The 13,354-nt window shown below is 69.6% G+C and carries 12 protein-coding genes and 1 tRNA gene; 7 read left to right on the top strand and 6 right to left on the bottom strand.

Going from position 1 to position 13,354, the window contains the following annotated elements; genetic code table 11:
• Nucleotides 1-65 precede the first annotated feature (65 nt).
• Entirely contained in the window at nt 66-719 is a 654-nt protein-coding gene (gene orn / locus AC3WXD_RS08125; protein ID WP_020200842.1) for an oligoribonuclease, read from the top strand.
• 105 nt (nt 720-824) lie between these two features.
• Nucleotides 825-1,706: an AEC family transporter gene (locus tag AC3WXD_RS08130; protein ID WP_492323493.1), complete on the top strand. Its 882-nt coding sequence runs from the start codon at nt 825-827 to the stop codon at nt 1,704-1,706.
• Between the two features lie 46 nt (nt 1,707-1,752).
• On the opposite strand, the gene mog is transcribed toward AC3WXD_RS08130, so the two are convergent.
• Nucleotides 1,753-2,397 (bottom strand): molybdopterin adenylyltransferase, encoded by a 645-nt coding sequence (gene mog / locus AC3WXD_RS08135; RefSeq protein WP_020200840.1) that lies wholly within the window; start codon nt 2,395-2,397, stop codon nt 1,753-1,755.
• 28 nt (nt 2,398-2,425) lie between these two features.
• A complete protein-coding gene (yjgA, locus tag AC3WXD_RS08140) occupies nt 2,426-3,061 on the bottom strand; it encodes a ribosome biogenesis factor YjgA (RefSeq protein ID WP_492323494.1) in 636 nt (211 codons plus the stop codon).
• A 57-nt stretch (nt 3,062-3,118) separates the two neighbouring features.
• Between yjgA and pmbA the strand changes: the two genes are divergently transcribed.
• Nucleotides 3,119-4,486 carry a metalloprotease PmbA gene (pmbA, locus tag AC3WXD_RS08145; protein ID WP_020200838.1) on the top strand — a complete coding sequence of 456 codons (1,368 nt, stop codon included), beginning with the start codon at nt 3,119-3,121 and terminating at the stop codon, nt 4,484-4,486.
• A 91-nt stretch (nt 4,487-4,577) separates the two neighbouring features.
• On the opposite strand, the gene AC3WXD_RS08150 is transcribed toward pmbA, so the two are convergent.
• From AC3WXD_RS08150 to AC3WXD_RS08160, 3 genes are all read right to left on the bottom strand, one after another.
• On the bottom strand, nt 4,578-5,078 hold the full coding sequence (locus AC3WXD_RS08150; RefSeq protein WP_492323495.1) for a dihydrofolate reductase: 501 nt from the start codon (nt 5,076-5,078) through the stop codon (nt 4,578-4,580).
• Nucleotides 5,075-5,869: a thymidylate synthase gene (locus AC3WXD_RS08155; protein WP_492323496.1), complete on the bottom strand. Its 795-nt coding sequence runs from the start codon at nt 5,867-5,869 to the stop codon at nt 5,075-5,077. Before AC3WXD_RS08155 ends, AC3WXD_RS08150 begins: the two co-directional genes overlap by 4 nt.
• 197 nt (nt 5,870-6,066) lie before the next feature.
• Complete coding sequence (locus tag AC3WXD_RS08160) at nt 6,067-6,765, bottom strand: TerC family protein (protein ID WP_020200835.1); 699 nt, start codon at nt 6,763-6,765, stop codon at nt 6,067-6,069.
• 540 nt (nt 6,766-7,305) lie between these two features.
• On the opposite strand from AC3WXD_RS08160, the gene egtD reads away from it, so the two are divergent.
• Together egtD and AC3WXD_RS08170 are read left to right on the top strand one after the other, a co-directional pair.
• On the top strand, nt 7,306-8,385 hold the full coding sequence (gene egtD / locus AC3WXD_RS08165) for an L-histidine N(alpha)-methyltransferase (protein ID WP_492323497.1): 1,080 nt from the start codon (nt 7,306-7,308) through the stop codon (nt 8,383-8,385).
• Between the two features lie 140 nt (nt 8,386-8,525).
• On the top strand, nt 8,526-9,785 hold the full coding sequence (locus AC3WXD_RS08170; protein WP_492323498.1) for an SUMF1/EgtB/PvdO family nonheme iron enzyme: 1,260 nt from the start codon (nt 8,526-8,528) through the stop codon (nt 9,783-9,785).
• A gap of 119 nt (nt 9,786-9,904) precedes the next feature.
• Here AC3WXD_RS08170 and AC3WXD_RS08175 read toward each other — a convergent pair whose 3' ends face one another.
• On the bottom strand, nt 9,905-11,857 hold the full coding sequence (locus tag AC3WXD_RS08175; protein WP_059411319.1) for a DEAD/DEAH box helicase: 1,953 nt from the start codon (nt 11,855-11,857) through the stop codon (nt 9,905-9,907).
• A gap of 938 nt (nt 11,858-12,795) precedes the next feature.
• On the opposite strand from AC3WXD_RS08175, the gene AC3WXD_RS08180 reads away from it, so the two are divergent.
• Both AC3WXD_RS08180 and AC3WXD_RS08185 read left to right on the top strand, forming a co-directional pair.
• Nucleotides 12,796-12,870, top strand: a tRNA-Arg gene (locus AC3WXD_RS08180).
• Nucleotides 12,871-13,026: 156 nt separating this feature from the next.
• Nucleotides 13,027-13,350 carry a hypothetical protein gene (locus AC3WXD_RS08185; RefSeq protein ID WP_492323499.1) on the top strand — a complete coding sequence of 108 codons (324 nt, stop codon included), beginning with the start codon at nt 13,027-13,029 and terminating at the stop codon, nt 13,348-13,350.
• Nucleotides 13,351-13,354: the final 4 nt, after the last annotated feature.

Below are 13,354 nucleotides of genomic sequence, written 5' to 3' on the forward strand. Positions count from 1 at the left end.
CGCCCCGTGTTCCTCGTCCGGGGCCGGGCGCGCCCTTTCCCGCCCCTCCTTCGATAGCAGTCCAGATGACCAGCCAAAACACCCACGCCGGCGCCGGCGCCAAATCCGTCAAGAGCGAAAACAACCTGATCTGGCTCGACATGGAGATGACCGGCCTGCTGCCGGACCAGGACCGCATCATCGAGGTCGCGCTCGTCGTGACCGACTCGGAGCTCAACATCCTGGCCGAAGGCCCGGTGCTGGTGATCCACCAGGAAGACGCCGTGCTCGACGGCATGGACAACTGGAACAAGGGCACCCACGGCCGCTCCGGCCTGATCGACAAGGTCAAGGCCTCGACCCTGACCGAAGCGCAGGCCGAGGCCGAGCTGCTGGCCTTCGTCAAGCGCTGGGTGCCGGCCGGCAAGTCGCCCATGTGCGGCAACTCGATCTGCCAGGACCGCCGCTTCATGGCGCGCTACATGCCCAAGCTGGAGGCGTTCTTCCACTATCGCAACCTCGACGTGTCGACGCTCAAGGAATTGTGCAAGCGCTGGGAGCCGGCCATCCACAAGGGCTTCGTCAAGCGCCAGCTGCACACGGCGCTGGCCGATATCCTGGAGTCGGTGGAGGAGCTGCGCTACTACCGCACGCACTTCATCCGCCATCCGGCCGCCGCCGACGCTGCTGCCGCCGACGCGCCGGCAGCCCCCGCCGCCCCGGCGGCGCCCGCGGCCTGACGCGCGGGCACGCCTGACACGCCGGCTCCATGCCACGCACGAGGCGCCCCGCGGGGCGCCTCGTTCCATTACCGCGGTCCCCCGCAGCCCACTCATCGCCCAGCCATGTTCGCGCGCATCGTCTCGATCATCACCCCCGTCATCCTGATCATCCTGGTGGGCTGGCTGTACGGGCGCCGCGCGCATCCCGACATGGCGGGCATCAACCGCGCCACGCTCGACGTGATCGCGCCGCTGCTGGTGGTGTCGGCCTTCGTCAGCAAGGACTTCGTGCTGGCCGACCAGCTCGCGCTGCTCGGCTGCGCGGTGGCGGTGGTGCTGGGCTCTGGCCTGCTGGCGTGGCTGGCCGCGCGCGCGATGCGGGTGGACCCGCGCACCTTCGTGCCGCCGATGATGTTCAACAACTCCGGCAACATGGGCCTGCCGCTGTCGGTGTTCGCGTTCGGGCCGGTGGGGCTGGCGCCGGCGGTGGCGCTGTTCGCGGCGTCCAACCTGATGCACTTCACCATCGGCATGAAGATCGTCAACCGCCACGCGCGGATCGCGCAGATCGCGCGCAACCCGATGGTGCTGGCCACCGTGGCCGGCGTGGGGCTGTCGCTGGCGCGGCCGTGGTTCGCGCTGCCAGAGCCGGTGCTGGAGTCGGTCAAGCTGCTGGGCGACGCCACCGTGCCGCTGATGCTGTTCGCGCTGGGCGTGCGCATGAAGGACGTGAGCCTGCGCAACTGGAGCATGGGCGCGATCGGCGCCGCGGTGTGCCCGCTCACGGGCATCGCCTGCGCGCTGCTGCTGGTGCAGGTGGTGCCGCTGAGCCAACTGCAGCGCGGGCTGCTGTTCGTGTTCGCCTCGCTGCCGCCGGCGGTGCTCAATTTCCTGGTGGCGGACCATTTCCGCCAGGAGCCCGACCAGGTGGCCTCGATCGTGCTGCTCGGCAATATCGGCGCGGTGGTGTTCGTGCCGCTGGGGCTTTACCTCGGCCTGCGCTGAGGCCAGTGCGGCGTCGCTTCAGGCCGCGCGCATCGGGCCGCGTGTATCAGGCCGCGGGTTTGGCGCGCACGGCGTTCTTGGGGCGCCATGACGGCGCCACCGCCGCATCGGTCTCGATGTACGGCCCGCCGATCAGGTCCACGCAATAGGGGATCGCGGCAAAGATGCCCTGCACGATGGTCTTGCCGTCCTCGCCGCGCAGGCCTTCGAGCGTCTCGCGGATGGCGCGCGGCTGGCCCGGCAGGTTGACGATCAGCGCGGCGCGGCTGGCGGTCTCGCGGATCACCGCCACCTGGCGCGAGAGGATCGCGGTCGGCACGAAATGCAGGCTGATCTGGCGCATCTGCTCGCCGAAGCCCGGCATTTCCTTGGTGCCCACCGCCAGCGTGGCCTCCGGCGTGACGTCGCGGCGCGACGGGCCGGTGCCGCCGGTGGTCAGCACCAGGTCGCAGCCGGCCACGTCGACCAGTTCGATGAGCGTGCGCGAGATCAGCGGCTGCTCGTCCGGGATCAGCCGCTCGACGGTCTGCCAGGGCGAGGTCAGGGCGCGCCCGAACCAGTCGCGCAGCGCCGGGATGCCTTCGTCCTGGTAGGTGCCGGCCGAGGCGCGGTCGGAGATCGAGACCAGGCCGACCAGCAGCTCGTCCGGATGCTTGCGGGCAATGGGATGGGTGGTCGCGGGCTGGGTCATGTCGGCTCCGGGGTGGTCGGTTGCGGCATCAGTCGTCGTTGGCGTCGGCGGCGCCGTGGGCGCCGGCGTCGGCCGCCTCGTCCTCGCCGGCGGCGGCGCGGGTGCCGTCCAGCACATTCTTGACGGCCTGGAACAGCTCGCGGAAATAGCGCGGCGGCTTGTTCATCTCGCGTTCCTTGCGGGCATTGCGGATGATGTTGCGCAGCGCCTGCACGTCGGTGGCGGGGTGCTCGGCGAGGAATTTCGTCAGCGCGGCGTCGTCGGCCAGCAGCAGCTCGCGCCAGCGCTCGACCAGGTGCAGCCGGGCCGTCTCGGCCTTGCTGGCGCCCTTGAAGGCCTCCAGCACGCGCTGGATGGCTTCCACCTCGGCGTCGTCGAGCTTGCGCATGACCTTGCCGACGAACTGCATCTGGCGGCGCTTGCCTTCGTGGTTGGTGATGCGGCGCGCGTCGCGGATGGCGTCGGCCAGCGCTTCGGGCATGGGCACGCGCGCCAGGCGGTCGCGGGGCAGCGCTTCGAGCTCCACGCCGAGGTCCTGCAGGGCGAGCATGTCGCGTTTTTTCTGCGACTTGCTCTTGGGCAGGTCGTCTTCGTCCGGTTCGGGGGCGAACTGGCCGGGGAAGCCGGAGGCATTCCGGGGGGAGGTGCGGGAGTTTCGCGTCATGGGGAGCATTTTATCTTGCTATGATTCTTGTTTGGACTTTTGATGACCGCGCCCACAATGGATCAATCCGCAGACCAGACCGCCCATTTCACCTATACCCAGGCCCAGCTCAGCGCGATGGCCGCCGATGTGCTGCGGGTGGCACGCGAGCTGGGGGCCACCGACGCGGCCACCGAGATCTCGGAAGGCAGCGGATTGTCGGTCACCGTGCGCAAGGGCGCGGTCGAGACCATCGAGCAGAACCGCGACAAGGTGGTCGGCGTCACGGTGATGATCGGCAAGCGGCGCGGCAATGCCAGCACCTCGGATTTCTCGCCGGCGGCGCTGCGCGCCACCGCCGAGGCCGCCTACAACATCGCCCGCTTCACGGCCGAGGACGATTGCGCCGGGCTGGCCGAGGAAGAGCTGCTCGAGCGCAACCCGCGCGACCTCGACCTGTTCCACCCGTGGGACATCGACGCCGCGCAGGCCATCGAACTGGCGTGCCGGGCCGAGGCGGCCGCGTTCGCGGTCTCGCCGCGCATCCGCAACAGCGACGGCGCCAGCGTGTCGGCGCAGCATTCGCAGTTCGTGCTGGCCACCTCGCGCGGCTTCATGGGCGGCTACCCGTACTCGCGCCACTTCATCTCGTGCGCGCCCATCGCCGGCACCGGCAGCGGCATGCAGCGCGACGACTGGTACTCGTCCAAGCGCGCGCCCGGCGCGCTGGCCGCGCCCGAGGACATCGGCCGCTACGCCGCCGAGCGCGCGCTGGCCCGCCTGAACTCGCGCAAGCTCTCCACGCGGCGCTGCCCGGTGCTGTTCGAGGCGCCGCTGGCCGCCGGCCTGCTCGGCGCCTTCGTGCAGGCGGTGTCGGGCGGCGCGCTGTACCGCAAGTCCACCTTCCTCCACGACACGCTCGGCAAGGCCGTGTTCGCCCCGCACATCCACATCCACGAGCAGCCGCACCTGCCCGGCGCGATGGGCAGCGCGCCGTTCGACGAGGAAGGCGTGCGCACCCACGCGCGCGACGTGGTGCGCGGCGGCGTGGTGGAGGGCTATTTCCTGTCCACCTATTCGGCGCGCAAGCTGGGCATGAAGACCACTGGCAACGCCGGCGGCTCGCACAACCTGACGCTGTCGAGCAAGCTGACCACGCCCGCGGACGATTTCGCCGGCATGCTGCGCAAGCTCGGCACCGGCCTGCTGGTCACGGAGCTGATGGGGCAGGGCGTGAACTACGTCACCGGCGACTACTCGCGCGGCGCCTCGGGCTACTGGGTGGAAAACGGCGTGATCCAGTTCCCGGTGGAGGAGATCACGATCGCCGGCAGCATGGCCGAGATGTTCAGGCAGATCGTCGCCGTCGGCGCCGACGCGCTGGTGCGCGGCACCAAGGAAACCGGCTCGATCCTGATCGAGCAGATGACCATCGCCGGCAACTGAGCCGGGGTGCTTCAAACGACCGCGCGGCGGCCTGTTGCCAGGGCCGCCGCGCGGTTTTTTCGTTTCCGGCTGCCGGTTTCCTGTTGGTTTCCTATTCCTCGCCGGACGGCGGGCGCTCGTAGGTCACGAACGCGTAGTCGAAGCCGTTGGCCTCGGAGCGGTGCGTCTCGCGGCTGGTGGCCAGCCACCGGCGCGGGTCGATCGGCGGGAAGTGCGCGTCGCCCTCGACGTCCGCGTCGATCTCCGTCACCACCAGCCGGTCGGCGCTGGGCAGCGCCTCGGCGTACAACTGCGCGCCGCCGATCAGGAACACCTGCGCCGCGCCCGCGCACAGCCGCTGGGCTTCTTCGAGCGAGCCCGCCACGTCGCAGCCGTCGATGCGCAGGTCGCGGTTGCGGCTCACCACGATGTTGCGGCGGCCCGGCAGCGGCCTGCCGATCGACTCCCACGTCTTGCGGCCCATGATGATGGGCGCGCCCATCGTGGCGCGCTTGAAGTGCGCGAGATCCTCGGGCAGGCGCCACGGCAGCGCGTTGTCGCGGCCGATCACGTTGTTGCGGGCCTTGGCCACGATCAGCGTCAGCAGCGTCATACGGCCACCGGCGCCTTGATGGCCGGGTGCGACTCGTAGCCGTCCAGCGCGAAGTCCTCGTACTTGTAGCCGAAGATGCTGTCGGGCTTGCGCAGGATCTTCAGCCGCGGCAGCGCCATCGGTTCGCGCGCGAGCTGGGTGCGCACCTGCTCGGCGTGGTTGCTGTAGATATGGCAGTCGCCGCCGGTCCAGACGAAGTCGCCCACGTCCAGCCCGGTCTGCTGCGCGATCATGTGCGTCAGCAGCGCGTAGCTGGCGATGTTGAACGGCACGCCGAGGAAGATGTCGGCGCTGCGCTGGTAGAGCTGGCACGACAGGCGGCCCTCGGCCACGTAGAACTGGAAGAACGCGTGGCACGGCGGCAGCCTCATCTGCGGGATCTCGCCCACGTTCCAGGCCGACACGATCAGCCGGCGCGAATCGGGGTTGCTGCGGATCTGCGCGATCAGGTCGCTGATCTGGTCGACGTGGCGGCCGTCCGGCGTGGGCCACGCGCGCCACTGCGAGCCGTAGACCGGGCCCAGCTCGCCGTTCTCGTCGGCCCACTCGTCCCAGATGCTGACGCCGTTGTCCTTCAGGTACTTGATGTTGGTCGAGCCCTGCAGGAACCACAGCAGCTCGTGGACGATCGACTTGATGTGCAGCTTCTTGGTGGTCACCACCGGAAAGCCTTCGCGCAGGTCGAAGCGCATCTGGTAGCCGAACACGGAGCGCGTGCCGGTGCCGGTGCGGTCGGCCTTTTCGGTGCCATGCTCTTGCACATGGCGCATGAAGTCGAGGTACTGTTTCATCGGCGCGGGTGTTGGGGAAAGTGATGCGGCAGCGGCATTCCGCGTGGAACGGCCATCCGCGCGGCGGGGCGCGCGCGGCAGCCGGAGGGTTGGCATTTTATCGCAAAGCAAAAGAACGGGCCGCCTCGTGGCGGCCCGTTCCCCGTCTGTGTCGTCCGGCGCCGCCCGGTGTCACCCGGGGTGGCGCGCGCGCGCCGTCACTGGTGCGCCGTCTCGGGCGCGCGGCGCTTCTGCTTGAGGTAGCCCGCGCCCAGCACGCCGCCGATGATCAGCACGAACAGGCCGTAGTAGACCACCGCGTTGGCGTCGAAGAAGGCCTTGACCAGCGGTTCGCTGACGATCATCTTGACCGCGGTGAAGGCCAGCACGCCGGCGCCCGCGTAGATGATCGCGGGGAAGCGGCTCATCAGCTTGAGCACCAGGCTCGAGCCCCACACCACGATCGGGATGCTGATCAGCAGGCCCAGTACCACCAGCAGGAAGCTGCCGTGCGCGGCGCCGGCCACGGCCAGCACGTTGTCCACGCCCATCACCGCGTCGGCGATGATGATGGTCTTCATGGCGCCCACCAGCGTGGTGGCGCCGGCGCCGTGTTCGTCGCCGTCGCCGTCGTCGGACAGTAGCCGGTAGGCGATCCACACCAGGGCCAGGCCGCCGATCAGCAGCAGGCCGGGAATCTTGAGCAGCCAGACCACGCCGATGGTCATCGCCGAGCGCACCACCACCGCGCCGACGGTCCCCCAGATGATGGCCTTCTTCTGCAGGTGGGACGGCAGGTTGCGCGCCGCCAGCGCGATCACGATGGCGTTGTCGCCCGCGAGCACCAGGTCAATGACGACGATGGACAGCAGCGCCGTCAGGAACTGCATCGTGAACAGATCGGTGAACCATTCCATGAACTCTCCTCGAAAAACGAATAGCCGTAAGCAAAGATTGCGCTTGCGCAGGGTTCGCCTGGAGACATGAAGTTCGGGAGCTTTGGGGGCGCCTTTGCAAACCATGAAACCAGGTTGCAAAGGTCTTGCTCGACCGCCATTGTGCATCGATTTGCGTTGGCGGTCAGCACAACCGGAGGCTGTCGGGGACAGGTCTCGGAATGACGATTGTGCTAAGGGCTGGGCCCCGGAGCTACTCCCCTTTGAGGGACGTGCCGCCGTGGGGCTGCCCCCTTGGCGATACGCTGACGCGGATTATAAACGAAGCCCGGATGGCCGTGCGGTAAATAAATATGCGCGCCGGCGCACATGCGGGCGCGGCGGCCCGCGGCCCGGGCATTTTTACGCCGCCGGCCGCGGTTTGCGTCCTATCCTAGAAGACCGGCATCGGCCGATGCGCCCCAGACGTCACCGGAGGCGCGTTCCATGCCGGTCCCGCGCATGCCGTGACGTGCGGGCCGGGGGTTTTACGCATCGCCCACAGACCAATAAGGAAACGTCATGCCGGCTGTCCCGACCCCGCTGCATCCACGACACGATCACCCCCAGGCCAAGCGCACCCCCAACGCATCCTTGAGACCCAACGGCAGCCAGGCCGCCGCCCACGGCATCGCCCTGTCCAATCCGGTGCCGCGCCTGGACTTCATCCAGCAGTACCACGAAGACAACGGCGCGCTGCGCGGCGAGATCACGCGCGGCCTGCTGGCCGAGGCCGCCAGCATCAGCCCCAAGTTCTTCTACGACGTGCTCGGCTCGCGCCTGTTCGAGGCCATCACCGACCTGCCCGAGTATTACCCGACCCGCACCGAAGCCGCGGTCTTTGCCGCCTTCGCGCCGGCGATGGCGGCGCGCGCCGGCAGCGGCAGCGTGCTGATCGACCTCGGCGCCGGCAACTGCCAGAAGGCGGCGCGGCTGTTCGGCAGTCTGCAGCCTTCGCAGTACGTCGCGCTCGACATCTCGGTGGAGTTCCTGCGCGGCACCCTGTTCTGCCTGCAGCAGCAGCATCCGCAGATTCCCATGCTGGGCCTGGGCGCCGACCTGTGCGCGCCGCTGGACCTGCCGCCCGAGGTCAGGCACGGGCGCCGGCTGTTCTTCTACCCCGGCTCCAGCATCGGCAACTTCGCGCCCGCCCAGGCGCAGGCCCTGCTGCAGCGGCTGCACGCGGCCGCGGGCCGCGGCGACGGCGTGCTGATCGGCGTGGACCTGCTCAAGGACGAGCCCGCGCTGGTGGCCGCCTACGACGACGCGCTGGGCGTGACCGCCGCATTCAACCGCAACGTGCTGCGCAACCTGAACCGCATCGTCGGCAGCGACTTCGCGCTCGAGGACTGGCGCCATGCCGCCAGCTTCGACCGCGCGGGCTCGCGCATCCAGATGCACCTGCGCGCCGAGCGCGACGTCACGGTGCGCTGGGCCGAAGGCAGCCGCGCGTTCCGCGCGGGCGAGGCGATCCACACCGAGGATTCCTACAAGTACCACCCGCATGGTTTCGCCGAGCTGCTGCGGGACGCCGGCTTCCACGATCCGGTCTGGTGGACCGACCCGCGCGGCTGGTTCGCGGTGTTCCACGCGCGCGCCTGAGCCGCGCCGGGTACCGGGCGCGCGGGTGTCATAATGCCCGCGTCCCCCTCCGGCAGCGGAGCGGCGCGCCGGGCAGGCGCGCGCTGCCTGCGCGGAGGCCGTGCAACCGTGGCTGATCCCACACACCGGCAGGGTTTGCGATGAGCGGCTTTTCCATGCTTCCCGATCTGCATTTCAACGGCGGCAAGACGGCCTGGGCCGACGCCCGCCGGCTGCCGCGCGAAGGCCTGGCGCAGGCGCTGGTGGATGCGCGCAGCCGCACGCTGGCGTGGCTCGCCGCCTTCGGCCAGACCCGCCGGGGCTGGGAGGTGCCGCGCGAGGCGTTCGCCGATCCGCCGTTGTGGACCCTGGGCCATGTCGCCTGGCATGCCGAATGGTGGTGCCTGCGCGACGTGCGCGTGCGCGAGCACGGCGGGCTGCCGCTGCAGGTGGCCGGCGCGCCCTCGCTGCTGGACGGTGCCGATGCGTGGTTCGATCCCGAGCGCATCGGCCCCGAGGCGCGCTGGGAAGCCGCGCTGCCCGACGTGGCGGTGGTCAAGCGCTATGCCGCCGACGTGCTCGATGCCGCGCTGCGCCGCCTCGCGGTGCTGCCCGACGACAGCGACGCCACGCTCTACGCCTGGCGCCGCGCGCTGTTCCACGAAGACCGCCAGGGCGAGGCCATCGCCGCCTTGCTGCAGGCGCTCGGCGTGGCGCCGGTGGAACCCGCGGTGGCGCTGCCTTCGCTGTCGGTGCCGCACGGCGGCACGCTGCAGTTTCCCGGCGGGCGCTTCGTGCAGGGCTGGGCCGAGCCGGACGGCTTCGCGCTGCCCGACGAACTGCCGCCGCAGTCCACCTACGTGCCCGCCTTCGAGATGGACGCCGCGCCGGTCAGCAACGCGCAGTTTCTCGAGTTCGTCGAGGATGCCGGCTACGAGCGCGCCCAGTGGTGGACGCCGGCGGGCCGCCGCTGGCTGATGGCGCAGGAGCGCTCGGCGCCGCGCTACTGGGCGCGCCACCCGGAATCGCGGACCTGGATGGCGCTGCGCTTCGGCAGCCTGCGCACGCTCAACCCGGACGAGGCGGTGCGCCACGTCAGCCTGTTCGAGGCGCAGGCGTGGTGCGCCTGGGCCGGCCGGCGCCTGCCGCAGGAGTCGGAGTGGGAACTGGCCGCCGCGCAGAACCGCGGCGGGCTGCGCTGGGGCATGGTGCGCGAGTGGACGGCCACGCCCTACGAGCCTTACGCCGGGTTCGAGGCGGGCCCTGGCGACGCGGATTTCGCCGCCAGTTTCGCCACGCACCAGGCGGTGCGCGGCGCCTCGTTCGCCAGCCCGGCGCGGCAGCATCACGCGCGCGCGCGGCTGGCGCTGCTGCCCGAGGACGATCTCGCCTTCGTCGGTTTCCGTAGCTGCCCGATCTAGATCCTCCGGCGCGGCGCGCAAAAGAAAACGGCACCCGCGGGTGCCGTTTTCTTTTGCGGGAAGGGGGCCGCGTGCAAGCGGCCCCTCCTGCGATCAGCGCGCTAAATCAGCGCTCGGAATCAACGCTCAAAACGCGAACGGCCGCCGTTGCCGCTGCGCTGGCCGCCGAAGCCGCCGCGGTTGCCATCGCGGTTGCCGTCGCCGAAGCTGCGCGCCGCGCCCTCGCGGTTGCCGAAGCCGCGGCTTTCGCCGCCGCGGTAGCCGCCGCCGTTGCCGGCCGGGGCGCCGCCGCCGAAGCTGCGCGGGGCCGCGCCGTCACGGTTGCCGAAGCCACGGTTGTCGCCGCCGCGGTAGCCGCCTTCGTTGTTGCCGAAGCTGCGCTGGCCGCCATTGCCGCCGCCGTTGCCACCATTGCCGCCGGTGTTGCCGTTGCTCTGGCCACGGTAGCCGAAGCCGCCGCGGTCGCCGAAGCCGCGGTTGCCGTCGCGGTCGCCGAACGGGCGGTCGCCGGCCGGACGCGGTGCGCCGTCGCGGTTGCCGTAGCCGCGGCTTTCGCCGCCGCCGAACTTGCGGTCGCCGAAGGTGCGGTTGTCGCCGCCACGGTAGCCGCCGCCGTTGCTGTTGCCGCGGTAGCCGCCGCGGTCACCGCCCGGCTTGCCGCCGAAACCGGTGCGCGGCTTGGGCGAGCGGCGCGGCTCCAGGCCTTCGATCACCGAGGCGTCGATGCGGTTGTTGGTGAAGCGCTCGATGCGCTTCCACTGGAACATGTCGCCGTGGTTCACCAGGTTGATGGCGACGCCCGAGCGGCCCGCGCGGCCGGTGCGGCCGATGCGGTGCACGTAGTCCTCGGCCTGCTTGGGCAGGTCGAAGTTGACCACGTGGGTGATGTCCGGCACGTCGATGCCGCGCGCGGCCACGTCGGTGGCCACCAGGATGCGCAGGTTGCCGCGGCGCAGCGAGGTGAGCGTGCGGTTGCGCGCGCCCTGGGTCATGTCGCCGTGCAGCGCGCCGGCCGCGAAGCCGGTGTCCGACAGGCGCTCGGCCAGCGAATCGGCGTCGCGCTTGGTGGCGGTGAAGACGATCGCCTGCTTGAGGCTGACGTCGCGCAGCAGGTGGTCGAGCAGCTTTTCCTTGTGCGACATGTCGTCGGTGAAGTGCAGGCGCTGTTCGATATTGCTCTGGTCGGCGCGCACGGCGGCGATCTCGATGCGCTGCGGGTCGCGCAGCTGGCGCGAGGCGAGCTGGGCGATGCGGCCGTCCAGCGTGGCCGAGAACATCAGCGTCTGGCGGCTGGCCGGGGTGGCGGCGACGATGGCGTCGATGTCATCGGCAAAGCCCATGTCGAGCATGCGGTCGGCTTCGTCGAACACCAGCATGTCCAGCGCGGACAGGTCGATGCGGCCGGCTTCGATGTGGTCGAGCAGGCGGCCCGGCGTGGCCACCAGGATGTCCGGCATCTTCGACAGCGCGGCGAGCTGCTTCGGGTAGGGCATGCCGCCCAGGATGCTGGCGCAGACGATGCGGCGCAGGTGGCGGCCGTACTTGGCGGCGGCCTCGGTCACTTGCAGCGCCAGTTCGCGCGTGGGCGTGAGCACCAGCAGCGCGGGCTGCGCCGGCGACGGGCGCGGACGCTTGCCCTTCATGCGCTTGATGGGCTCGTCGGCGCGCGGGCGGTTCGGGCTGGGCTTGACGCTGATGCGCTGGATCGCCGGCAGCATGAAGGCGCCGGTCTTGCCCGAGCCAGTCTGGCTGGAAACCAGCAGGTCGCGGCCGGCCAGGAAGGCGGGAATCGCCTGCGACTGGACCGGGGTCGGGACGGTGTAGTTCAGTTCGGCCAGGGCGCGCAGGATGGCTTCATCCAGGCCGAGCTTGGCGAAACCGTTGTCGGCGGCGATCGCGGGCGCAGCGGCTGCGGCGGGCGCGGCTGCCGGATTGAGCATGGCGTCGATCTTGTCGAGCGGGCTTTGTTCCTGGACGGCGGGCGTGGCGATGGCGGCGACGGCTGCGGTTTCGGTCGATGCGTCGGCGGCGGAGGCAAAATCGTGCTCCGCACGAATGTCGTGCTGGGTCATGTCGTGGTTTTACATATATGCATGGCACCCCATGCCGAACGAGCGGACAGGGGCGGGCGCAGTGCAAAGTCTTAAAAAAGGCTTCGGCGCCAATCGGTGAGGCCGTTACGACAGACACAGCTGACAGTACGGCGGCAGGCAGGGCGGCATCGGCACAAGGCCGGGCGCGCAATCCCTGGCAGGCAAACAGCTTCAGATAAGCTGTTCAACAGGATCGGAGACGAGGCTACGTCGGTGAGAAATGCGTTCTGTCGGGTATCACCACTTGGCCATTCGGAACAGGCCAGCCGGCGGACCGGGGAGCAGAGCTTGAGAGGGGGGCGTATCGCCTGCCGGATGGTGCGGCGGGCTGGTTGCACAACTCACAGTGCGAACTCACGGCGCGGATTATAGCAGAAAGAAAAGTAGTTTGTTGCGCTGCGATAGGAATCGTCCCTGTGGACGGCGCGCGCCGGGTGCGCCGCGTGGCACTTCCCGCCGGAGTGCGGCCGCGCACGCCGGGAAGTTGCATCCGCCGGTCGCCTGCCTATACTGAATCCGTCGGGCACACCGAAGCCCGGCAAGGTAGCGGACTCGAGCATACCGCTGACCTTCCGCGGCGCTTGCTTTAAGCGCTGCTCGCCGCTGGTATCGCGGCAGTCGGCGTCACTGCCAGTATTCCTTCGCCTCTCCGGGTGGTCCGGAGGGACGTCCGCGTCATGGGCGGAATCATGGGAATCCTGCGTGCACGACTGTTTGCCGGGATAACGCCGATGTGACCAGGAAGGTCCGGACCGTCCGCAACCGGCCCGCCAGCAGACTGGCGGGCTTTTTCGTTTCCGGGCGCGCATTTCGCCACGCCGCGCCCGTCTTGCGCCGTGCGGTTTTTGATATACTCCGGGCCTGCTCCCGGAGCGGCGCCGTCCAGGCGCCGCGCTTGCTTCCGCGGGGTCTATCCGCTCGCCGTAGTTCAATGGATAGAACGAGCGCCTCCTAAGCGCTAGATACAGGTTCGATTCCTGTCGGCGGGACCAGCGCAACGCTGGTTCTACGCGGTCCACCAGAGGTGTTTTCTCCGCCATGCCGCTTGCCGGCTTCCCGTTTTTCGCCTGTTTACAGAGGCCGGGAAGAGGCGACGCAGAGGCGACGCCTGCCCGGCGCGACAAACAAACACACACCAGGTCCGCCCGATGAGAAACACCCTCCTCAGTCTCGCTCTCATGGCGCTGTGCGCCAGCGCCGCCGCGGCGGCGCCCCAGCATGCCTGCGCGCCCGCCGCGCTGAAGCAGGCCGGCAAGCTGCTGGCCTTCCATGCCGGCCCCGACGACCGCATCGAGATCGACCCCAAGGTCAAGGTGCTCGCGCCGCTGAAGAACCCCGCGGGCAAGGACAAATACGATGTGCTGGAAGTGTATGGCTATATCTACAAGGGCACTTACCGCATGCACTTCATCTACGCGCCGGCCGGCTGCACGCTGATGGGCCAGGAAGTGCTGGAAATCGCCAACCTGTAAGCCC

It is taken from the genome of Cupriavidus sp. FW216-B1 (assembly GCF_058789195.1).